The 22,292-nt window shown below is 66.6% G+C and carries 24 protein-coding genes; 23 read left to right on the top strand and 1 reads right to left on the bottom strand.

Going from position 1 to position 22,292, the window contains the following annotated elements:
• Window positions 1-8 precede the first annotated feature (8 nt).
• Window positions 9-239, bottom strand: a complete 231-nt coding sequence (locus tag HJG44_RS08120; RefSeq protein WP_171217836.1) for a hypothetical protein — start codon at window positions 237-239, stop codon at window positions 9-11.
• 286 nt (window positions 240-525) lie between these two features.
• Between HJG44_RS08120 and HJG44_RS08115 the strand changes: the two genes are divergently transcribed.
• The 23 genes from HJG44_RS08115 to proS all read left to right on the top strand — a co-directional run bounded on the left by HJG44_RS08115 (window position 526) and on the right by proS (window position 22,291).
• A complete protein-coding gene (locus HJG44_RS08115; protein WP_171217835.1) occupies window positions 526-1,026 on the top strand; it encodes a low affinity iron permease family protein in 501 nt (166 codons plus the stop codon).
• Window positions 1,027-1,148: 122 nt separating this feature from the next.
• Window positions 1,149-1,514, top strand: a complete 366-nt coding sequence (locus HJG44_RS08110; protein ID WP_171217834.1) for an NADH-quinone oxidoreductase subunit A — start codon at window positions 1,149-1,151, stop codon at window positions 1,512-1,514.
• Complete coding sequence (locus HJG44_RS08105) at window positions 1,505-2,083, top strand: NuoB/complex I 20 kDa subunit family protein (protein WP_171217833.1); 579 nt, start codon at window positions 1,505-1,507, stop codon at window positions 2,081-2,083. Before HJG44_RS08110 ends, HJG44_RS08105 begins: the two co-directional genes overlap by 10 nt.
• A 2-nt stretch (window positions 2,084-2,085) precedes the next feature.
• Window positions 2,086-2,691, top strand: a complete 606-nt coding sequence (locus tag HJG44_RS08100) for an NADH-quinone oxidoreductase subunit C (RefSeq protein ID WP_171217832.1) — start codon at window positions 2,086-2,088, stop codon at window positions 2,689-2,691.
• 1 nt (window position 2,692) lies between these two features.
• Window positions 2,693-3,997 carry an NADH-quinone oxidoreductase subunit D gene (locus tag HJG44_RS08095; RefSeq protein WP_171217831.1) on the top strand — a complete coding sequence of 435 codons (1,305 nt, stop codon included), beginning with the start codon at window positions 2,693-2,695 and terminating at the stop codon, window positions 3,995-3,997.
• On the top strand, window positions 3,994-4,575 hold the full coding sequence (locus HJG44_RS08090) for a Uma2 family endonuclease (RefSeq protein WP_346767121.1): 582 nt from the start codon (window positions 3,994-3,996) through the stop codon (window positions 4,573-4,575). Before HJG44_RS08095 ends, HJG44_RS08090 begins: the two co-directional genes overlap by 4 nt.
• The gene (gene nuoE / locus HJG44_RS08085) at window positions 4,575-5,663 is read left to right on the top strand and encodes an NADH-quinone oxidoreductase subunit NuoE (RefSeq protein ID WP_171217830.1); all 1,089 of its coding nucleotides are present in this window, start codon (window positions 4,575-4,577) and stop codon (window positions 5,661-5,663) included. Before HJG44_RS08090 ends, nuoE begins: the two co-directional genes overlap by 1 nt.
• A 5-nt stretch (window positions 5,664-5,668) precedes the next feature.
• The gene (locus HJG44_RS08080) at window positions 5,669-5,899 is read left to right on the top strand and encodes a hypothetical protein (protein WP_171217829.1); all 231 of its coding nucleotides are present in this window, start codon (window positions 5,669-5,671) and stop codon (window positions 5,897-5,899) included.
• Window positions 5,900-5,907: 8 nt separating this feature from the next.
• Window positions 5,908-7,212 carry an NADH-quinone oxidoreductase subunit NuoF gene (gene nuoF, locus HJG44_RS08075; RefSeq protein WP_171217828.1) on the top strand — a complete coding sequence of 435 codons (1,305 nt, stop codon included), beginning with the start codon at window positions 5,908-5,910 and terminating at the stop codon, window positions 7,210-7,212.
• 4 nt (window positions 7,213-7,216) lie between these two features.
• Entirely contained in the window at window positions 7,217-7,468 is a 252-nt protein-coding gene (locus HJG44_RS08070; RefSeq protein WP_171217827.1) for a hypothetical protein, read from the top strand.
• On the top strand, window positions 7,465-9,546 hold the full coding sequence (nuoG, locus tag HJG44_RS08065) for an NADH-quinone oxidoreductase subunit NuoG (protein WP_171217826.1): 2,082 nt from the start codon (window positions 7,465-7,467) through the stop codon (window positions 9,544-9,546). The genes HJG44_RS08070 and nuoG overlap by 4 nt, the downstream gene beginning before the upstream one ends.
• A gap of 9 nt (window positions 9,547-9,555) precedes the next feature.
• Entirely contained in the window at window positions 9,556-10,620 is a 1,065-nt protein-coding gene (gene nuoH / locus HJG44_RS08060) for an NADH-quinone oxidoreductase subunit NuoH (protein ID WP_171217825.1), read from the top strand.
• Complete coding sequence (nuoI, locus tag HJG44_RS08055) at window positions 10,617-11,105, top strand: NADH-quinone oxidoreductase subunit NuoI (RefSeq protein WP_171217824.1); 489 nt, start codon at window positions 10,617-10,619, stop codon at window positions 11,103-11,105. Before nuoH ends, nuoI begins: the two co-directional genes overlap by 4 nt.
• A 126-nt stretch (window positions 11,106-11,231) precedes the next feature.
• The gene (locus tag HJG44_RS08050; RefSeq protein ID WP_171217823.1) at window positions 11,232-11,855 is read left to right on the top strand and encodes an NADH-quinone oxidoreductase subunit J; all 624 of its coding nucleotides are present in this window, start codon (window positions 11,232-11,234) and stop codon (window positions 11,853-11,855) included.
• Complete coding sequence (gene nuoK, locus HJG44_RS08045) at window positions 11,852-12,160, top strand: NADH-quinone oxidoreductase subunit NuoK (RefSeq protein ID WP_171217822.1); 309 nt, start codon at window positions 11,852-11,854, stop codon at window positions 12,158-12,160. The genes HJG44_RS08050 and nuoK overlap by 4 nt, the downstream gene beginning before the upstream one ends.
• Before the next feature lie 9 nt (window positions 12,161-12,169).
• On the top strand, window positions 12,170-14,260 hold the full coding sequence (gene nuoL / locus HJG44_RS08040) for an NADH-quinone oxidoreductase subunit L (protein WP_171217821.1): 2,091 nt from the start codon (window positions 12,170-12,172) through the stop codon (window positions 14,258-14,260).
• Window positions 14,260-15,771 (top strand): NADH-quinone oxidoreductase subunit M, encoded by a 1,512-nt coding sequence (locus HJG44_RS08035; RefSeq protein WP_171217820.1) that lies wholly within the window; start codon window positions 14,260-14,262, stop codon window positions 15,769-15,771. The genes nuoL and HJG44_RS08035 overlap by 1 nt, the downstream gene beginning before the upstream one ends.
• Before the next feature lie 5 nt (window positions 15,772-15,776).
• Window positions 15,777-17,213, top strand: a complete 1,437-nt coding sequence (nuoN, locus tag HJG44_RS08030; protein WP_171217819.1) for an NADH-quinone oxidoreductase subunit NuoN — start codon at window positions 15,777-15,779, stop codon at window positions 17,211-17,213.
• Window positions 17,214-17,218: 5 nt separating this feature from the next.
• Complete coding sequence (locus tag HJG44_RS08025; protein ID WP_171217818.1) at window positions 17,219-18,139, top strand: biotin--[acetyl-CoA-carboxylase] ligase; 921 nt, start codon at window positions 17,219-17,221, stop codon at window positions 18,137-18,139.
• 53 nt (window positions 18,140-18,192) lie between these two features.
• Window positions 18,193-19,806 (top strand): ribonuclease J, encoded by a 1,614-nt coding sequence (locus HJG44_RS08020; protein WP_171218202.1) that lies wholly within the window; start codon window positions 18,193-18,195, stop codon window positions 19,804-19,806.
• A 37-nt stretch (window positions 19,807-19,843) separates the two neighbouring features.
• Complete coding sequence (mce, locus tag HJG44_RS08015) at window positions 19,844-20,248, top strand: methylmalonyl-CoA epimerase (RefSeq protein ID WP_171217817.1); 405 nt, start codon at window positions 19,844-19,846, stop codon at window positions 20,246-20,248.
• A gap of 3 nt (window positions 20,249-20,251) precedes the next feature.
• Complete coding sequence (locus tag HJG44_RS08010; protein WP_171217816.1) at window positions 20,252-20,581, top strand: DUF1467 family protein; 330 nt, start codon at window positions 20,252-20,254, stop codon at window positions 20,579-20,581.
• A gap of 387 nt (window positions 20,582-20,968) precedes the next feature.
• Window positions 20,969-22,291: a proline--tRNA ligase gene (gene proS, locus HJG44_RS08005; protein ID WP_171217815.1), complete on the top strand. Its 1,323-nt coding sequence runs from the start codon at window positions 20,969-20,971 to the stop codon at window positions 22,289-22,291.
• The last annotated feature ends 1 nt before the right edge of the window (window position 22,292 follow it).

Raw genomic sequence — 22,292 nt, 5'->3', positions numbered from 1 at the left:
TCGCGCGATCAGCCAACGCGGGTCCGAACCTGTGCGTCCGCGAAGGCGCTGGGCAGCGCGCCGCGAACGCGGCGGACGACTTCGGCCTGGTCCGCCCCGCTCTCGATCGCGACCTCGACGGACGGGGTGCCGCTCGCCATGCTCGTGCTGTAGCTCAGGATCGTGCCCTCGCGGACGAGGCCGTTCAGGGCGATGTTCAGTTCGCCCCAGCCAGTTGGCGCCTTGGTCTTGCGGCTCATTCCTGTTCTCTGGTTGTGGCCGGGCCGTGCCCGGACGGAGAGACGAAAACGCCCGCGCGAGACAGGTCCCGGCGGGCGCATCATCCTGGTTCACAGCGCCGGACCATCTGCCGGGACGGGCGAAGACAGGTTGCCGGGACGGGCTCAAGCGTGGCGCGAGCTGCGCCCCGGACAGTACCGATATGGGGTGTGGCCAGCCTTTCGCAAGGGTCGTTTCGGCGCGTGCCGCTTCCAGCTTGGTGCGGAATCGGCCAGACAGCGCTCCACCGCAGCCGAGGCGCAGCCGATGACGAGCTTCAACCAGCATTTCGTCCGGTTCTCGAGCTTCATCGCCCACGCCACGGGTAGGCCGCTCACCTTCGCGCTGGCCGTGCTGCTCATCGTCGTCTGGGCCGTCACGGGACCGATCTTCGGTTACTCCGACGCATGGCAGCTGGTCGTGAATACCGGCACGACGATCGTCACATTCCTCATGGTCTTCCTCATCCAGAACACGCAGAACCGGGACGGAGCGGCGATCCAGACCAAGCTCGACGAGCTCATCAGGGCGAGCGCGGCGCAGAACGTCTATATCGGGATCGAGCATCTGACCGACGAGGAGCTCGACGAGCTCCGTGCCAAATGCGAGGCCCGGGCGAAGGCGGAGGTCGCCGGCGAGCGGGCGACCCGGGCCGTCTCCAGGAGAAGGCGGAGCGCGCCGTCGCGAAGGCCACGGGAGCGGGTTAGGGCCCGGCTGGCAGGCTGCCGGAACGCGCTTGTGCGGCGCAGCGGCGGCTTGTCACTTTAGAACCGCTGCGATAATCGACCGCCTGCCTTTGCGGACGGTCGGGCTCACGGCCATATCTGCCTCGAAGACAAGCAACCCAACGCGTTCCGGCCCCTCGACCTGTCCGCGTTCGCAGGTGGCGAATGAACGCAGTCGTATCGGACTACCTCCCGCTCATCATCTTCATCGGCGTGTCGCTCGCGATCGCCGCGGCGCTCCTGGTCGCCCCGTTCCTCCTGGCCTACAAGCGGCCCGACCCGGAGAAACTCTCCGCCTACGAATGCGGCTTCAATGCGTTCGACGACGCCCGCATGAAGTTCGACATCCGATTCTACCTGGTCGCCATCCTGTTCATCATCTTCGACCTGGAGGTCGCGTTCCTGTTCCCCTGGGCGATCACGTTCGGCGATCTCGGCTGGTACGGCTTCTGGTCCATGATGATTTTCCTTGCCGTCCTGACGGTCGGCTTCGTCTACGAATGGAAGAAGGGAGCGCTGGAATGGGACTGACCGCCTCCCAGACTGCCATCGCGCCGGCGCCGCGCGGCATCATCGATCCCTCGACGGGCAAGCCGGTCGGGCAGACCGACCCGTTCTTCCGGGAGGTCAACGCGGAACTTGCGGACAAGGGCTTCGTCGTCACGACCGCGGAGGACCTGATCACTTGGGCGCGCACGGGCTCGCTCATGTGGATGACGTTCGGCCTCGCCTGCTGCGCGGTCGAGATGATGCAGATGTCGATGCCCCGCTACGACGCCGAGCGCTTCGGTTTCGCGCCGCGGGCGACACCGCGGCAATCCGACGTGATCATCGTCGCAGGGACGCTGACCAACAAGATGGCGCCGGCCTTCCGCAAGGTCTACGACCAGATGCCGGAGCCGCGCTACGTCATCTCGATGGGCTCGTGCGCCAATGGCGGCGGCTACTACCACTATTCCTACTCGGTGGTGCGCGGCTGCGACCGCATCGTACCGGTGGACATCTACGTACCGGGCTGCCCGCCGACCGCCGAGGCGCTGCTCTACGGCGTGCTGCTGCTGCAGCGGAAGATCCGCCGCGTCGGCACGATCGAGCGCTGACCATGGCACAGGACCTCGCTCAGCTCGGGCACCACATCGCCGACCGGCTCGGCCCGGTCGTGACCGGGCACGCCGTCTCCTATGGCGAGCTGACGATCGTGGTCGAGCGCGCGGCCATCGTGGAGGCGATCACCTTCCTGCGGGACGATCCGGCCTGCCGGTTCATCTGCTTCATCGACCTGTGCGGCGCCGATTATCCCGGCCGCGAGCGCCGGTTCGACGTCGTCTATCACCTGCTGTCGCCGCATCTGAACCAGCGCATCCGGATCAAGGTCGAGACGGACGAGGTCTCTCCTGTCCCGTCGATCATCGGCGTCTTCCCCGCCGCGGACTGGTACGAGCGGGAGGCCTACGACCTCTACGGCATCCTGTTCACCGGCCATCCGGACCTGCGCCGCATCCTCACCGATTACGGCTTCGAGGGACATCCGCTGCGCAAGGACTTCCCGATGACGGGCTTCGTGGAGGTTCGCTACGACGATACCGAAGGCCGGGTGGTCTACGAGCCTGTGAAGCTGCAGCAGGAATTCCGCAGCTTCGATTTCCTCTCGCCCTGGGAGGGCACGGACTACGTCCTGCCGGGCGACGAGAAGGCGAAGGCTGGCTGACATGGCGCTTGATGACAACGGGCTTGCGGCTCGACGGGACGAACTGCTCGACACGCGCCCGCATCCCGAGACGAGTGTCGCGCTCCGCGACAACGGCGCGCAGCTTCCGGGCGCGGGCAAAGAGCACGAGATCCGCAACTTCTCGATCAATTTCGGCCCGCAGCACCCCGCCGCGCACGGCGTGCTGCGTCTCGTCCTCGAGCTCGATGGCGAGGTCGTCGAGCGGGTCGATCCGCATATCGGGCTGCTTCACCGCGGCACCGAGAAGCTGATCGAGTACAAGACCTACGTTCAGGCCAACCCTTATTTCGATCGGCTCGACTATGTCGCGCCGATGAGCCAGGAACACGCCTATTGTCTGGCCATCGAGAAGCTGCTCGGCATCGAGGTGCCGAAGCGCGGCCAGCTCGTGCGCGTGCTGTTCCTCGAGATCAGCCGCATCCTCTCGCACCTCCTGAACGTGACCACGCAGGCGATGGATGTCGGCGCGCTCACGCCCCCCCTCTGGGGCTTCGAGGAGCGCGAGAAGCTGATGGTGTTCTACGAGCGCGCCTCGGGCTCGCGCATGCACGCAAACTACTTCCGCCCCGGCGGGGTGCACCAGGACCTGCCGCCCGAGCTGATCGACGACATCTGGGACTGGTGCGACCCGTTCCTGAAGGTCTGCGACGACCTCGATGCGCTCTTCATCGGCAACCGCATCTTCAAGCAGCGCAACGTCGATATCGGCGTGGTCTCGCTGGAGGATTGCTGGCGGCTCGGCTTCTCGGGCGTGATGGTCCGCGGTTCCGGCGCGGCCTGGGACCTGCGCAAGGCCCAGCCCTACGAGTGCTACGAGGAACTCGAATTCGACATCCCCGTCGGCACGAACGGCGACAATTACGACCGGCAGGTGATCCGGATGCTGGAGATGCGGGAATCGGTCCGCATCATGAAGCAGTGCCTGCATAAGCTCCGCTCGCCCGAGGGTGGCGGGCCGGTTACCTCGGTCGACGGCAAGGTCGCGCCGCCGAAGCGCGGCGAGATGAAGCGCTCGATGGAGGCGCTCATCCACCACTTCAAGCTCTATACCGAGGGCTTCCACGTCCCGGCTGGCGAGGTCTACGCCGCGGTCGAGGCGCCCAAGGGCGAGTTCGGCGTCTATCTGGTCGCGGACGGCACGAACAAGCCGTATCGCTGCCGGATCCGGGCCCCGGGCTTCGCCCATCTCCAGGCGATGGACTTCATGTGCCGCGGCCACATGCTGGCCGACGTCTCCGCCGTGCTCGGCTCCCTCGACATCGTGTTCGGCGAGGTGGACCGGTGAGCGCGCGCATCGTGTCCGGCGATCGCATGACCGTCGAGCAGTACCTCGAATGGGCCGAGCGCCAGCCCGAGGGGCGATACGAGCTTGTGGACGGAGTGCCGCACAGGATGTCACCCGAGGCCAACCGTCATCTTCTCGTGAAGGGGGCGGCGTTCGAGTGCTTCCGTGAGGCTGTCAGGAAGGCTCGCCTCGATTGCAAGGTGCTGCCGGACGGCGGCACGGTCGTCATTCACACTCACAAGGCGCGCGAGCCCGACCTCTTGGTCGTCTGCGGATCGGCGCTCGATCTCGATTCGATGATCGTCGGCGAGCCCGTGATCCTCGTGGAGGTCACGTCGCCCTCGACTGTCCGGACCGATACGGGCGACAAGCTGATCGAGTACTTCTCGCTGGAGACAGTGCAGCACTACCTGCTGGTTCACCCTTCCGAACGGAAGGTCGTTCACCATCGCAGGACCGACACCGGCAAGATCGAGACCGCGATTGTCAGTGCCGGGCCGGTGCGATTCGACCCTCCGGGTTTCGAGGTCGAGGTCGAGCGCTTCTTCGAAGACCTGCCTCCCGCAAAGGCACATTGATGGCCATCCGTCGTCTCGCTCCCGCCGAAATCCAGCCCGCGACCTTCGCCTTCACGGAGGAGAACGAACGCTGGCTCGAGAAGCAGGTCGCCAAGTATCCGGACGGCCGCCAGGCTTCCGCTGTGATCCCGGCGCTCTGGCAGGCCCAGAAGCAGAACGGGGGCTGGCTGCCGCAGAAGGCGATCGAGGCCGTCGCCGCCCGCCTCGGCATGCCGCTCATCCGCGTGCTGGAGGTCGCGACCTTCTACACGATGTTCAACCTGGAGCCGGTCGGGCGCTACTTCATCCAGCTCTGCGGCACCGTACCTTGCCACGTGAAGGGTGCGCTCGACTTGAAGCAGGTCCTGCTCGACCGGGTCGGCGACCCGCATCACGTGACGACGGACGGGTACTTCTCCTGGATCGAGGTCGAGTGCCTGGGCGCCTGCTGCAACGCTCCCATGGTCCAGATCAATGACGACTATTTCGAGGACCTGACGCCCGATCTGCTGATCAAGCTTCTGGACGACCTGAAGGCCGGGCGCGAGGTGAAGCCCGGCCCGCAGAACGGCCGGGTCTCATCCGAGCCCAAGGACGAGGTGAAGACGCTCACGGATCCGGCGCTCTACGACGGCTCGGTCGTGGGCAGCTGGCGTGCGCGCTTCAAGGACGAGCTGTCGGGTGCGCCGAGCGTGGCGACCACCGGCGAGCATCAGGCCGCCACCGCGACCGGGCCGGGCGATCCCAAGGCGGCGAAGCCGGATGCCGGGCGCCCGATCGAACGGCCCGTGGCGGACACGCCTGCCTCGCGTTCGGCTGCAGGCGAGACCCCGGTCAAGCCCGCCGACCAGGCCGATGCGGCCCGATCGGATTCGACGGGTGCCGTCTACCCGGGCCCGGAGACCTCGACCCGCCCGCAGCAGAGCGACAAGTCCTACACGGTGACGCCGTCCAAGCCGGAGGAGGGCAGGGTGGCCGCGGACGCAAAAGGCACGACGCCCGTCGCAGGCACGCCCCCATCCGAAACGGCCGACCGCCGGGACGGCTCGGACACCAAGCCCGTCGGATCCAGCCCGGACGTGTCTCCGGGCGTGGCGCCGAAGGAGTGACGCGTATGGCCGAAGTCACGAACGAGCCGATCTACGAGGTCCTGAAGAGCATCCAGACTCGGCTCGGGAATTTGGAGGACGGGCAGCGCGAGATAAAAACCGAACTGCAGGCGTTGCGTGGCCACATGCTCGCGATGCAGACGGACATCTCCAACCTCTATGCCGGGCAGGCGAAGGTCGAGCTTCGGCTCGGACGTATCGAGCGTTGCCTCGAACTCTCCGACGCGACCGTCTAGGGACAATCATGGCGCTCGCCGACAAAGACCGCATCTTCACCAACCTCTACGGCTTCCACTCGCCGGGGCTCGAGGCCGCGCGCCGGCGCGGGGCGTGGGACGGAACCAAGTTCTTCCTCGACAAGGGGGTGGACTGGATCATCGAGGAGATGAAGTCCTCCGGGCTGCGCGGCCGCGGCGGCGCGGGCTTCCCGACCGGGCTCAAGTGGTCGTTCATGCCGAAGCAGTCGGACGGGCGGCCGCACTACCTGGTCGTGAACGCGGACGAGTCGGAGCCCGGAACCTGCAAGGACCGGGAGATCATGCGGCACGACCCGCATCTCCTGATCGAGGGCTGCCTGATCGCATCCTTCGCGATGCGTGCGCATGCCTGCTACATCTATGTGCGCGGAGAATACATCGCCGAGCGGCAGGCATTGCAGCGGGCGGTGGACGAGGCCTACGAGGCCCGCCTGATCGGCAAGGACAACGTCCACGGCTACCCGTTCGACCTCTACGTCCACCACGGCGCGGGCGCCTATATCTGCGGCGAGGAGACGGCGCTGCTCGAGAGCCTCGAGGGCAAGAAGGGGATGCCGCGGCTGAAGCCGCCGTTCCCGGCCAATATGGGCCTCTACGGCTGCCCGACGACCGTAAACAACGTCGAGTCGATCGCGGTCGCAGGCACGATCCTGCGCCGCGGCGGCGCGTGGTTCGCCGGGCTCGGCACGAAGAACAACACCGGCACCAAGCTCTTCTGCGTCTCGGGGCACGTCAACAAGCCCTGCAACGTGGAAGAGGAGATGGGCATCACCTTCCGCGAGCTCATCGACCGCCATTGCGGCGGCATGCGGGGCGGCTGGGACAACCTTCTCTGCTCGATCCCCGGCGGCTCGTCGGTTCCCCTGGTGCCGGCCGAGCAGATCATCGACGCGCCGATGGATTTCGACACGCTCCGGAACCTGAAGTCGGGCCTCGGCACGGCGGCCGTGATCGTGCTCGACAAGTCGACCGACATCGTCCGGGCGATCGCGCGCATCTCCTATTTCTACAAGCACGAGAGCTGCGGCCAGTGCACGCCGTGCCGCGAGGGCACGGGCTGGATGTGGCGCGTCCTCTCGCGCATGGCCGAAGGCCGGGCGCAGAAGCGCGAGATCGACATGCTGCTCGAGGTCACGACGCAGATCGAGGGCCACACGATCTGCGCCCTAGGCGACGCCGCGGCCTGGCCGATCCAGGGCCTCATCCGGCACTTCCGGGGCGAGATCGAGAAGCGCATCGATCTCTACTCGAACAATCCCCATTCCGAGCCCGTCCTCATGGCGGCGGAGTAGTTCGATGGCGGACGAGCCCGAGAACATCGTGCTCCGTCTCCTGCGGGAGATCAGGGACACGCAGGACAAGCACTCTGCACTGCTTGAGGACCACAGCAGGCAGTTCAAGGAGATCAGGCGCGAGCTGCACGATTGGCAGGAAACAACCGCGACCACACTCGGTTTCGCTGGTCACGCCAACGTTCGGATCGAGTCTTTGCAGAAGCAGGTTGATGAGCTGACGGCTCGTCTCGACCGGCTCGAGAGGCAGCATTGACCAAGATCGTCGTCGACGGCACCGAGGTTGAGGTTCCGCCGGAATACACATTACTGCAGGCCTGCGAGGCGGCGGGCGCCGAGATTCCGCGCTTCTGCTTCCACGAGCGGTTGTCCATCGCCGGCAACTGCCGCATGTGCCTCGTCGAGCTGAAGGGCGCGCCGAAGCCCGTCGCGTCCTGCGCCTGGGGCGTGCGCGACTGCCGGCCGGGCCCGAACGGCGAGCCGCCGACCGTCCTCACCAAGTCGCCGCTGGTGAAGAAGGCGCGCGAGGGGGTGATGGAGTTCCTCCTCATCAACCACCCGCTCGACTGCCCGATCTGCGACCAGGGCGGCGAATGCGACCTCCAGGACCAGGCCATGGCCTACGGGGTCGACACCTCGCGCTTCCACGAGAACAAGCGCGCGGTGCACGACAAGTATATCGGCCCGCTGGTCAAGACCTCGATGAACCGCTGCATCCATTGCACGCGGTGCATCCGCTTCGTCGCGGAGGTGGCGGGCGTGCCGGATCTCGGCGCGACCGGCCGCGGCGAGGACATGGAGATCACGACCTATCTCGAACACGCCATGGGTTCGGAGCTGCAGGCGAACGTGGCCGATCTCTGCCCGGTCGGCGCGCTCACGCACAAGCCGCAGGCCTTCAACGTCCGTCCGTGGGAGCTCGCGAAAACCCCGTCCGTGGACGTGATGGATGCGGTCGGCTCGAATATCCGGATCGACTCCCGCGGCAAGGAGGTGATGCGGGTCCTCCCGCGCGTGAACGAGGACATCAACGAGGAGTGGATATCGGACAAGACGCGCCAGCACGTGGATGGGCTGCGCCTCCAGCGCCTCGACCGCCCCTTCGTGCGCGAGAACGGTCGCCTGAGGCCGGCCTCATGGAACGAGGCCTTTGCGGCGATCGCCGCCCGGGTGAAAGGGACCGACCCGAGCCGCATCGGCGCCATTGCGGGCGATCTCGCCGGCGTCGAGGAGATGTTCGCGCTGAAACTCCTCATGGAGAGCCTCGGGTCGAAGAACATCGACTGCCGGCAGGACGGCTCGGTTCTGTCGCCCGCACATGGCCGCGGCTCGTACCTGTTCAACCCGACGATCGCGGGCATCGACGATGCGGATTCGATCCTCATCATCGGCGCGAACCCGCGCCTTGAGGCTTCGATCATCAACCAGCGCATCCGCAAGCGCTGGCGGACATCGCCGCTTCCCATCGCGCTGATCGGCCCGAAGGTCGATTTGACCTATCCCTATGAATATCTCGGGGCCGGGCCGGATACGCTCGTCGAACTCGTCGGCGGGCGGCACAGCTTCAACCAGGCGCTGTCGAAGGCCGAGCGGCCGCTGATCGTCGTCGGGGCGGGCGCGACCTCGCGGGCGGACGGGGCGGCGATCCTGGCCGCCGTCGCGCAGCTCGCCTCAGCGATCGGCGCCGTCAAGGAAGGCTGGAACGGCCTCGCGATCCTGCACAATGCCGCCGCCCGCGTCGGCGGACTCGATCTCGGCTTCGTCCCGGGGGAGGGCGGCCTGGCCGCGCCGGCCATGGCGAGCGGGGGCGTGGACGTGCTCTTCAACCTCGGCGCGGACGAGATCGACATCGCGCCCGGAGCCTTCGTGATCTACCAGGGCACGCATGGCGATCGCGGCGCGCACCGGGCCGACGTGATCCTGCCGGGTGCCGCCTATAGCGAGAAGTCCGCGACCTTCGTGAACACGGAGGGTCGCGTGCAGATGACGAACCGCGCCGTCTTCCCGCCGGGCGACGCGCGCGAGGATTGGGCGATCCTGCGTGCGCTGTCGGACGTGCTCGGGAAGCGCCTGCCCTTCGACAGCCTCGCCGTGCTCCGCCGCACCCTCTATGCGCAGCATCCGCATCTGGCGCGGATCGAGGAGATCGCCCCGGCCGATGGCGGGTCCGTGCTGAAATATCTCTCGGCTCTCGGGGGCTGGCCCGGCCGCGATCCATTCGCGCCCGCCATCCGCGACTTCTACCTGACCAATCCCATCGCCCGCGCCTCGCGGGTCATGGCCGAGTGCTCGGCCCTCTTGGGCGCGCCCTCCGCGCTCCAGGCGGCCGAGTAGGATCGCCCCATGAGCGTCACCGACATCCTCCTCACGGTCCTGCTGATCGCGCTCAAGAGCGTCGTCCTTCTGGTCGCGCTCCTCGTCTTCATCGCCTTCGCGCTCTATGCCGACCGGAAGATCTGGGCCGCCGTGCAGCTCCGCCGCGGCCCGAATGTCGTGGGGCCTTTCGGCCTGCTGCAGAGCTTCGCGGACCTCACCAAGTTCTTCTTCAAGGAGCCGGTGATCCCGGCCTCGGCGAACAAGGGCATCTTCCTCCTCGCGCCGCTCGTCTTCGCCACGATCTCGCTCGCGGCCTGGGCCGTCATCCCGCTGAATGCGGGCTGGGCGATCGCCGACATCAATGTCGGCATCCTCTATCTCTTCGCGGTCTCGTCGCTCGGCGTCTACGGCGTCATCATGGGGGGCTGGGCGTCGAACTCGAAATATCCGTTCCTCGGCGCGCTCCGCTCGACGGCCCAGATGGTCTCCTACGAGGTCTCGATCGGCTTCGTGATCATCACGGTGCTGATGTGCGCCGGCTCGCTGAACCTGACCCGGATCGTCGAGGCTCAGAACACGTCCCTCGGCATCTTCGGCTGGTACTGGCTCTGGCTCTTCCCGATGTTCGTGGTCTTCTTTATCTCGGCGATGGCCGAGACGAACCGGCCGCCATTCGACCTGCCGGAGGCCGAATCCGAGCTCGTGGCCGGCTACATGGTCGAATATTCCTCGACGCCGTTCCTCATGTTCATGCTCGGCGAGTACGTGGCGATCATGACCATGTGCGCCCTGGGAACGATCCTCTTCCTCGGCGGCTGGTTGTCGCCGATCCCGTTCCCGCCCTTCACCTGGATCCCGGGCGTGATCTGGTTCGTGCTGAAGGCAAGCTTCCTGTTCTTCCTCATCGCGATGGTGAAGGCCTTCGTGCCGCGCTACCGCTACGACCAGCTCATGCGCCTCGGCTGGAAGGTCTTTCTTCCCCTCTCGCTCGTGATGGTGGTCGTCGTTGCGGGCGTTCTTAAGCTGACCGACCTAGCCCCGCGCAGCCCTGTCGTGCCCGAGCCGGTTGCGACGAGAGGAGTCGAACAATGAACGTCGCCCAGGCGGCAACGTCCCTCCTCCTGAAGGAGTTCGTCGTGGCCTTCGTGCTGTCGATGAAGTACTTCTTCAAGCCGAAGGCGACGATCAACTATCCCTTCGAAAAGAATTATTACTCGCCCCGTTTCCGCGGCGAACACGCGCTGCGCCGCTATCCGAACGGCGAGGAGCGCTGCATCGCCTGCAAGCTCTGCGAGGCGATCTGCCCCGCCCAGGCCATCACGATCGAGGCCGGCCCGCGCCGGAACGACGGCACGCGCCGCACGACGCGCTACGACATCGATATGGTGAAGTGCATCTATTGCGGCATGTGCCAGGAGGCCTGCCCGGTGGACGCCATCGTGGAGGGGCCGAACATGGAGTTCTCCGTCGAGACGCGGGAGGAGCTTCTCTACGACAAGCGGAAGCTGCTCGAGAACGGCGACCGCTGGGAACGCGAGATCCAGCGCAACATCCGCATGGACGCGCCTTACCGCTGAGGCGATTGGCGAGCAGCGAATAGTGAGTGGTGGGATGAAGACTCCTCAGATATGGACGCGCAGGGCGGCTAGGCCCCGCGCCCGAGCCATTCGCCATTCGCCATTCGCCATTCGCGGCGTCCACCCATGACAGCCTTCTTCTTCTACATCTTCGCGACGATCACCGTCGCGTCGGCCGTGATGGTGGTCGCCTCGCGCAACCCCGTCCAATCGGTGCTGTTCCTGATTCTCGCCTTCGTGAACGCGGCCGGGCTGTTCGTGCTGCTGCACGCGGAGTTCCTGGCGATGATCCTGGTCGTCGTCTATGTCGGCGCGGTCGCGGTGCTGTTCCTGTTCGTCGTCATGATGCTCGACGTCGACTTCGCCGAGCTGCGCCAGGGCTTCCAGCAGTACCTGCCGGTCGGCGGCCTGATCGGCCTCATCTTCTTGGTCGAGATCCTGCTCGTCGTCTCCACCTGGGCGGTCAGTCCCGAGGCATTGCGCGTGCCGATCGCCGCGAACCCGCCGGCCGAGGCCGTCACCAACACCGAGGCGATCGGGCGCGTCCTCTACACGCGCTATTCCTACTTCTTCCAGGCGGCCGGGCTGATCCTGCTCGTCGCGATGATCGGCGCGATCGTGCTGACGCTGCGCGAGCGGGTCGGCGTCAGGCGGCAGGACATCGCCAGGCAGGTGGCGCGGACGCCCGAGGAGGCCGTGCAACTGCACAAGGTGCCCTCGCGCCAGGGGCTCGGGGAGGTCACGCGATGACGATCGGGCTTGGGCATTTCCTGACGGTCGCGGCGATCCTCTTCACGATCGGCGTGCTCGGCATCTTCATCAACCGCAAGAACGTGATCGTCATCCTGATGTCGGTCGAGCTCATCCTGCTCGCGGTCAATATCAACCTCGTCGCCTTCTCGTCGCACCTGAACGACGTGGTGGGCCAGGTCTTCGCGCTTTTCGTGCTGACGGTGGCCGCCGCCGAGGCCGCGATCGGCCTTGCGATCCTCGTCACCTTCTACCGCAATCGGGGTTCGATCGCGGTGGAGGATATCAACATGATGCGGGGCTGATACCGCCCGATGTACCACGCGATCGTCTTTCTTCCGCTCGTCGGCTTCCTCGTCGCGGGCATCTTCGGCCGGGTGATCGGGCCGCGGCCGAGCGAGATCGTCACGACGGCGCTCCTCGCCGTCTCGGCCTTCCTGTCCTGGATCGCCTTCGTCTCCGTCGGCTTCGGCTCGGGTGCGACACGCGTCCAGGTCGCGACCTGGATGGTGTCGGGCGACCTCGTGGTCGACTGGGCGTTCCGTATCGACACGCTGACGGCCGTGATGCTCGTCGTGGTGACGACGGTCTCAGCCCTCGTGCACCTTTATTCGATCGGCTACATGCACGAGGATCCGCACCGGCCGCGGTTCTTCGCCTATCTGTCGCTCTTCACCTTCGCCATGCTGATGCTGGTGACGGCCGACAACCTCGTGCAGATGTTCTTCGGCTGGGAGGGCGTCGGCCTCGCGAGCTACCTGCTGATCGGCTTCTGGTACGAGAAGCCGTCCGCCAACGCTGCGGCGATGAAGGCCTTCATCGTCAACCGGGTTGGCGATTTCGGCTTCGCGCTCGGCATCTTCCTCGTCTTCGTGCTGTTCAACTCGGTCTCGTTCGACCAGATCCTGCCCCGCGCAGGCGAGCTGAAGGAGGCGACATTCCGCTTCCTCGGCCATGACTGGAACGCGATCACGCTCGCCTGCCTGCTCCTCTTCATGGGCGCGATGGGCAAGTCGGCGCAGTTCCTGCTGCACACCTGGCTGCCGGACGCGATGGAGGGTCCGACCCCCGTCTCGGCCCTGATCCACGCAGCGACCATGGTCACGGCTGGTGTCTTCATGGTGGCGCGGCTCTCGCCGCTCTTCGAGCTCTCCCCCGACGCGATGACCGTCGTGACCGTCATCGGGGCGATCACGGCCTTTTTCGCTGCGACGGTCGGGCTGGTGCAGAACGACATCAAGCGGGTCATCGCCTATTCGACCTGCTCGCAGCTCGGCTACATGTTCGTCGCCCTCGGGGTCGGCGCCTTCGGGGCCGGCATCTTCCACCTCTTCACGCACGCCTTCTTCAAGGCGCTGCTGTTCCTCGGGGCCGGCTCGGTCATCCACGCGATGCACCACGAGCAGGACATGCGGAACATGGGGGCGCTCCGCCGCTACATCCCCTTCACGGCCGCCATGATGGCGATCGGCACGCTCGCGCTCACCGGCTTCCCGTTCACGGCCGGCTACTACTCGAAGGACGCGATCATCGAGGCGGCCTACACGTCGCATGGCGGCGGCGCGGCGCTCGCCTTCATGGCGACGGTCATCGCCGCCTTCATGACCTCGTTCTATTCCTGGCGCCTCTTCTTCATGACCTTCGAGCAGGCGCCGCGCTGGGGCGGCTCGCACGACGCGCATGCCCATGCGTCAGGTCATGCCGGCTCGCACCATGCGGATGGTGCGCCGGGACATCACGAGGGCGTCGCCCACGACAACAAGGGGCACGACGTCGAGCCGGCCTCGCATTCCGACCTCGAGCCCGGCCATCATGCCGACCACGCGCATCATCACCGGCCGCACGAGAGCCCGCTCGTGATGCTGATTCCGCTCGGCGTGCTCGCCTTCGGGGCGATCTTCGCCGGCATGATCTTCTCGCGCTTCTTCATCGGCCACGATGCCGAGCATTTCTGGCGCGGATCGCTCGGGGCAAGCCAGTACAAGGTCCTGGAGGAGATGCATCACGCCCCGCTCTGGGTCGTGCTGTCGCCCGCTGTCATGATGATCGGCGGCTTCCTGCTCGCCTTCCTGATGTATATCAGGCGTCCGGACCTGCCGGCTCGGGCCGCGGCCCAGAACCCGATCCTGTACCGGTTCCTGCTCAACAAGTGGTATTTCGACGAGATCTATGACTTCGTCTTCGTGCGCGGCGCCAAGGCGCTTGGGCGCTTCCTCTGGAAGCAGGGCGACGGCGCGGTGATCGACCGGCTCGGGCCTGACGGCATCTCGGCCCGCGTCGTCGACGTGACGCGCGGGGTCGTGCGGCTGCAGACCGGCTATGTCTACCACTACGCCTTCGTCATGCTGATCGGGGTCGCGGCCCTGATCACCTGGTACCTTCTCACCGGCGCGGGGGCGCATTGATGTTCGGCCTCGGCATCCTCGCCGGTCTCCTGATCGTTCCGCTCGTCGGCGCGGCGATCATCCTGTCGCTGCGGGGCGACGACGCGGATGTGCGCTCGAACGCACGCTGGATCGCGCTCTTTGCGACGGTCGCCACCTTCCTGCTGTCGCTCGTTGCCTGGGGCCGCTTCGACCCGTCGACCTCGGCCTTTCAGCTGACCGAGACGCATGCCTGGCTGGCGGAGACGATCCGCTTCAAGCTGACCGTCGACGGCTTCGCGATGCCGTTCATCCTGCTCACGACCTTCCTGATGCCGTTCTGCATCCTGGCCTCCTGGGAGGCGATCGAGCATCGGGTGAAGGCGTATTACGTCTGCTTCCTCGTCCTCGAGACGACGATGATCGGCGTCTTCGCGGCGGGCGACCTGGTCCTGTTCTACCTGATGTTCGAGGCCGGCCTCATGCCGATGTTCCTCATCATCGGGATCTGGGGGGGCAAGCGGCGCATCTACGCCTCGTTCAAGTTCTTCCTCTACACGCTGCTCGGCTCGGTGCTGATGCTGCTCGCGATCATCGCGATGTACTGGCACGCCGGCACGACGGACATCCAGGCGCTGCTCCAGCATCGTTTTCCGGCCTCGATGCAGACCTGGCTCTGGCTGGCCTTCTTCGCATCCTTCGCGGTGAAGATGCCGATGTGGCCGGTCCATACCTGGTTGCCGGATGCGCATGTGGAGGCACCCACCGCGGGCTCGGTGATCCTGGCCGGCATCCTCCTGAAGATGGGCGGCTACGGGTTCATCCGCTTCTCGCTGCCGATGTTCCCGGACGCGTCGCTGTACTTCCAGCCGCTCGTCTACGCGCTCTCGATCGTGGCAATCATCTACGCCTCGCTCGTCGCGCTGATGCAGGAGGACATGAAGAAGCTCGTTGCCTACTCGTCCGTGGCGCATATGGGCTTCGTGACCATGGGCCTGTTCTCCCTAAACCCGCAGGGGGTCCAGGGCGCCATGTTCCAGATGATCTCGCACGGCCTCGTCTCGGGCGCGCTCTTCCTCTGCGTCGGCGTCGTCTACGACCGGATCCATACCCGCGAGATCGCGGCCTATGGCGGCCTCGTGAACCGGATGCCGCTCTATGCGGTCGTCTTCCTCATCTTCACGATGGCGAATGTCGGTTTGCCGGGCACGTCCGGGTTCGTCGGCGAGTTCCTGACCATGATGGGCGCCTTCCGGTCCAACCCGTGGGTGGGGTTCTTCTCGGCCTTTGGCGTGATCCTGTCGGCTGGCTACGCCCTCTGGCTTTACGCCCGCGTCGTCTACGGCCCGCTCGAGAAGCCGGCGCTCCGTGGGATCCTCGACCTCAACCGGCGCGAGATGATCACCTTCGCGCCGCTCGTGCTGCTCACGATCTATTACGGCGTGCAGCCAGGCCCCATCCTCGACACCTTCGCGCCCCCAACCGAGGCCCTGATCAGGGGCGTCGAGACCGCCATGTCGGCGGTCAAGACCGCGGCGCTCTCTGGTAACTGACGAACATGCAGAGCTTCGCGGCATCGAGCTTCGGCCTCGCCACGCCCGAGATCATCGTGGCGGTGGGCGCCCTCGTGCTCCTCATGGTCGGCGCGTTCTCGGGGCGGCGCGCGACCAACATCGTCGGCACCGGGGCCTTCGTTGTGCTGCTTCTGGCGCTGATCGCCGTGGCTTTCTTGCCGCCTTCGAAGAACGCGATCCTGGGCGGAGCCTTCATCGCGGACGGCTTCGCCAAGTACATGAAGGTGCTGGTGCTGATCGGGTCGGCCGCGGCGCTCGCCCTCTCCTCCGACTACATGGAGCGCGAGGGCTTCATCCGCTTCGAGTTCCCGGTCCTCATCCTGCTGTCGACGGTCGGGATGATGATGATGGTGTCGGCGAACGACCTCATCTCGCTCTATCTCGGCCTCGAGCTCCAGAGCCTCGCGGCCTATGTGGTCGCCGCGATCCATCGCGACGATGCGCGCTCGACCGAGGCGGGGCTCAAGTACTTCGTCCTCGGGGCGCTGTCCTCGGGCATGCTGCTCTACGGCGCCTCTCTCATCTACGGCTTCACCGGCACGGTCTCCTTCCCCGCCATCGCGGAGGTGGTGCGCGGCGAGGCCGCGATCGGGCTGATCCTCGGCATCGTCTTCGTGGCCGCGGGCGTGTGCTTCAAGATTTCGGCCGTGCCGTTCCACATGTGGACGCCCGACGTCTACGAGGGCGCGCCGACGCCGGTGACGGCCTTCTTCGCGTCCGCGCCCAAGGTTGCGGCCATGGCGATGGCGGTGCGCGTCTTCGTCGGCGCCTTCCCGGAGATCATCCATTCCTGGCAGCAGATCATCGTCTTCGTCGCCATTCTGTCGATGGCGCTCGGTTCCTTCGCGGCTATCGGCCAGCGCAACATCAAGCGCCTGATGGCCTATTCCTCCATCGGCAATGTCGGCTACGCGCTGATCGGGCTTGCGGCCGGTACGCCGGAGGGCATCCAGGGGGTCATCGTCTACATGGCGATCTATCTCGCCATGACGCTCGGGGCCTTCGCGGTGATCATCGGCATGCGCCGCGGCGACCGCTACCTTGAGACCATCGACGAGCTCGCGGGCGCCGCGACGACGCATCCGTGGCGCGCCTTCGCGCTCGCCATGATGCTGTTTTCGCTGGCCGGAATCCCACCTCTCGCCGGCTTCTTCTCAAAGTTTTACGTCTTCGCGGCCGCCGTGCAAGCCGGGCTCTATACCCTCGCCGTCATCGGAGTCGTGACGAGCGTCATCGGCGCCTACTACTATATCCGGGTCGTGAAGGTGATGTATTTCGACGAGCCGCGTCCTGCTTTCGAGCGCATGGCGCCGGGCGCCGAGGCCGTGCTCATCGCCTGTAGCGTGGTGGTGACGCTGTTCTGGATCGTGCCTGCGCCGCTCGTGAATTCGGCGGCAGCGGCCGCCCGGTCGCTGTTCTGAGCCGGATGGCGTTCGCGCTTGCGCCGGAGGCTGCCGCCTCGGGCTATGGCCTCGTCGCGCACGAGACGATCGGGTCCACGAACGTGGATGCGATGGCGCGGCTCCACGCCGGCGCACCGGCTCCGTTCTGGGTCGTGTCGCGCCATCAGAACCAGGGCAGGGGTCGTCGTGGCGCCGCCTGGGAGACGCAGGCCGGCAATCTCGCCGCGAGTCTGGCACTCACCACCCGCGCAGAGCCGGCCGTGGTCGCGACGCTCGGATTCGTGGCGGGGTTGGCGCTGGTGCGAGCGCTGGACGCCGTGTGCGCCCTTCCTTCTCCCCTTGCGGGAGAAGGTGGCCCCGGCGTCAGCCGGGGTCGGATGAGGGGTGAGGACGGAGCGGGCGACCCCTCATCCGTCGTCCCTTCGGGCCGACACCTTCTCCCGCAAGGGGAGAAGGAAGGGCGGCGGTTCCGCCTCAAATGGCCGAACGACGTCCTGGCGGATGGCGCGAAGCTGGCCGGCATCCTGCTCGAGACCGAAACTCTCGGGGAGGCCAGGGCGGTCGTGATCGGAATCGGGGTCAATGTCGCGCATTCCCCAAAGGGGCTGCCCTATCCTGTGGCCTCGCTCCGCTCGCTTGGCCATGCGGTCGGGCCGGAGGAACTCTTCACAAGACTCAGCGCCGAGTGGGTCGAGACCGCCGGGATCTGGGACGAGGGGCGGGATTTCGATGCGATCCGTGATCTGTGGCTCGCGCGTGCGGCCGGGCTCGGCGAGCCGATCTTCGTGCGGTCAGGGACGATCGTGACGTCCGGCACCTTCGAGACCATCGATGGCCACGGCCAGCTCGTGCTGCGGACCGCCGAAGGCGAGATCCGGACGATCAGCGCCGGCGAAGTCCATTTCGGTACGGCCGCGACCGCGCGTCCGGAGGTAGCAGCGTGAACCCGAACGACGAACTCGTCTTCCTGCCGCTCGGAGGGGTCGGCGAGATCGGCATGAACGCCGCGCTCTACGGCTTCGGCCCGGAGCGGCGGCGGAAATGGATCCTGGTCGATTGCGGGATGGGCTTCGCGAGCGAGGAGCACATGCCGGGCGTCGACCTGATGTACCCGGACCTCTCCTTCATCGAGGCGCGGAAGCAGGATCTCCTCGGCATCCTGATCACGCACGCGCACGAGGACCATATCGGGGCCCTCGTGGAGATGTGGCCGCGTCTGCGCGCACCGGTCTACGCGACGCGCTTCGCGGTCGGGCTGATCGAGACGCGCAAGCTCAACGAGCCCGGCGCGCCGAAGATCGACCTGAACGAGATCGCGCCCGGAGGCAGGCTGCAGCTCGGGCCCTTCTCGATCGAGTATGTCCCGGTCTCCCACTCGATCCCCGAATCGAATGCGCTCGCGATCCGCACGCCGGCGGGGCTCGTCGTCCATACGGGCGACTGGAAGATCGATCCGACGCCCTATCTCGGCGGTACGACCGAGGAATCCGCCTTCCGCGCCCTCGGCGACGAGGGCGTGCTCGCGCTCGTCTGCGATTCGACGAACATCGTTCGGGACGGCGTCAGCCCGAGCGAATCGGAGGTCGCAGCTTCCCTGAAGCAGCTGATCGCCGGTGCTCCGCACCGGGTGGCGATCACGACCTTCGCGTCGAACGTGGCACGCATGCGCGCGGTCGCCGAGGCCGCCCAGGCCTGCGGCCGCGAGGTGGTGGTGGTGGGCCGCGCGATGGACCGGGTCGTCGATGTGGCGGAGGAATGCGGCTATCTCGCCGGCCTGAACGAGTTCAGCCCGCCCCAGGCCTACGGCTATCTCGACCGCAGCCGGGTGGTGGCGCTCCTCACGGGCTCTCAGGGCGAGCCGCGCGCGGCGCTCGCCCGCATCGCGGAAGACGAGCACCCCGACATCGCGCTCTCGGCCGGCGACCGCGTGATCTTCTCCTCGCGCACCATCCCGGGCAACGAGAGCGCGGTGAACGCCATCATCAACAATCTCGTCCGGCGAGGCATCGAGGTGCTGACGGACCGCACGCATCTCGTCCACGTCTCCGGCCATCCCCGGAAGGGCGAGGTTGCCCGGATGTACGAGTGGACGCGGCCGCGGATCGCCGTCCCCGTCCACGGCGAGGATCTCCATCTCGGCGTCCATGCCGATTTCGCGCGGCGCCAGGGCGTGCCGCACGTCGTCAAGGCGCGGAACGGCACCGTCGTGAAGCTCGCGCCGGGCGAGCCCGAGATCGTCGAGCATGTCTCGGCCGGCCGCCTTTACCGCGACGGCGACGTGATCGTCGGCCAGCTCGACAAGGCGATTCCGGAGCGGCGCAAGCTCTCCTTCGCGGGCATCGTGTCCGTCGCGATCGCGATCGACGAGCGCGGCGAACTCGCGGGCGATCCGGCTGTGGAGCATATGGGCATCCCCGAGCGGACGCGCTCGGGCGACACCTTCGCCGAGCTCATCGACGATGCGATCGCCGAGACGCTGAACGGCATGCCTCGGGCGCGCCGGCGCGACTCGCAAGCGGTCGAGGAGGCCGTCTCGCGCGCCGTCCGCGGCGTCGTGCGCGCGCATTGGGGCAAGAAGCCTGCCTGCCACGTCCTCGTCGTCGAGGTATAAGGCTCCTGCAAAGCTTGGGACCGGAGGCGGAGGGGCGATGATCGGGCGGCTCAACCATGTGGCGATCGCCGTGCGGGATCTCGCCGCGGCGACCCGCATCTATCGCGACACGCTCGGCGCCGAGGTCTCCGCGCCGGTGCCGCAGCCGGAGCACGGCGTGACGGTCGTCTTCGTGAACCTGCCGAACACGAAGATCGAGTTCCTGGAGCCGCTGGGTGAGAACTCGCCCATCCGGGCCTTCCTCGATCGCAACCCGGACGGGGCGATCCATCACCTCTGCTACGAGGTCGAAGACATCCATGCCGCCCGCGACAAGCTGGTCGGGCAGGGCGCGCGCGTGCTCGGCGGCGGCGAGCCGAAGATCGGCGCGCACGGCAAGCCCGTGCTCTTCCTCCACCCGAAGGATTTCTGCGGCACGCTGACCGAGCTCGAGCAGGCCTGAACGATGATGCCGGTCGGCTGGGCCGCACGCTCCCTTCTCACGACTATCCTTGCCGTCGTGGCGCTGGCCGGGCTCGGGATCTATGCCGGCGTGCTGCTGAAGCTCACGGTGACCGGCGCTCTGGGCCTCTATTTCGTGGTCTGGTGGACCATCGTCTTCGCCATTCTGCCTGTCCGCATGCGGACCCAGGCGGAGATCGGTGAGGTCACGGCCGGCACGGAGCCCGGCGCGCCGGCGGATCCCGCGCTCCGCGAGCGCGCGATCTGGACCACGATCGCGGCGGACGTCGTATTCGTGCTGGTGGCGGCCCTCTTCCCCCTGGCGGGCCTCTGAGGATCGCGTCGCGCCCAAAACAAAAGAGCAAGGCTGTAGAAGCCCTGCTCTTGGCCTTGCGGCAGATCGACGATGACCTCGGTCTCTCATAAAGCCGCTTGTCGGGCGGCGGGACCGAAGCTTGGCTTCCTCCCAGGACTTGGACCCGGCGCACGCTCTTGTCCGGGTGCGGCCGATGCGCTCTTGTCTATGGCACCCGGATGACGCTGTCACCCTGAATCTACTCCAGCTCGACGAAAGTTTAGGTCTGTCCGCTCCCGAAGCTTGGCTTTTCCGGTGCTTTCTTTCCCGTCTTGCATTCCCGGACGGATGGTCTGATAGCGAAGCGCACGAGCGCCGCTGACGCGCTTAAGCCGGCGTTTCCGCTCGATCCTCCATCTCTCTCCCATGCGCCTGTCCCGCTTCCTCCTGCCGATCCTGCGCGATGCGCCCCGCGAGGCGGAGATCGCCTCGCACCGCCTGATGCTGCGTGCGGGCATGATCCGCCAGCAATCGGCCGGCATCTATTCCTGGCTCCCGCTCGGTTATCGTGTGCTGCGCAAGATCGAGGCGATCGTCAGGGAGGAGCAGAACCGCTCCGGCGCCCTCGAGCTCCTCATGCCGACCATCCAGTCGGCCGATCTGTGGCGCGAATCCGGCCGCTACGACGCCTATGGCAAGGAGATGTTGCGCATCCAGGATCGCCATGAGCGCGACATGCTGTTCGGGCCGACCAACGAGGAGATGATCACCGACATCTTCCGCGCCTACGTGAAGTCCTATCGCGACCTGCCGATGAACCTCTACCATATCCAGTGGAAGTTCCGGGACGAGGTCAGGCCGCGCTTCGGCGTGATGCGCTCGCGCGAGTTCCTGATGAAGGACGCCTATTCCTTCGATCTGGACCAGGCGGGGGCCCGCCATTCCTACAACAAGATGTTCGTCGCCTATCTGCGCACCTTCGCGCGGCTCGGGCTCAAGTCGATCCCGATGCGTGCGGAATCGGGCCCGATCGGGGGCGACATGAGCCACGAATTCATCATCCTGGCCTCGACCGGCGAGAGCGAGGTGTTCTGCCACAGGGACTATCTCGGCTTCGACACCCCGCCGGCGGATACCGACTTCGACAGCCGGGAGGGGCTGCAGGCCATCGTCGACCGCTGGACCTCCCTCTATGCGGCAACCTCCGAGATGCATGATGCCGGCGAGTTCGCAAATCTCGCCGAGAGCGACCGCATGTCCGCCCGCGGCATCGAGGTCGGCCATATCTTCTATTTCGGCACCAAGTATTCCGCCCCAATGGGCGCGCGCGTCACGGGCCCGGACGGCACCGAGCACGATGTCCACATGGGTTCCTACGGCATCGGCCCGAGCCGGCTCGTCGCCGCCATCATCGAGGCGAGCCACGACGATGCCGGGATCGTCTGGCCGGACGCGGTGGCGCCTTTCCAGGTCGGACTCCTGAACCTGCGGGTCGGCGATTCGGCCACGGACGCGGCCTGCGCCGACCTCTATCGGGGGCTCGTCGCGGCCGGCTTCGACGTGCTCTACGACGACCGCGACGACCGGCCCGGCGCCAAGTTCGCGACGGCCGATCTCATCGGCCTACCCTGGCAGCTGATCGTCGGGCCGAAGGGTCTGGCCGAAGGCAAGGTCGAGCTCAAGCGCCGTGCAACCGGCGAGCGCGAGACATTGTCCCCGGCCGATGCGCTGCGGCGGATCACCGGCTGAC

The organism is Enterovirga aerilata (genome assembly GCF_013044135.1).
Lineage (GTDB): Bacteria > Pseudomonadota > Alphaproteobacteria > Rhizobiales > Beijerinckiaceae > Enterovirga > Enterovirga aerilata.
Note: the sequence above shows the minus strand (reverse complement) of the source record. Positions and strands in the feature narration are given on the sequence as shown.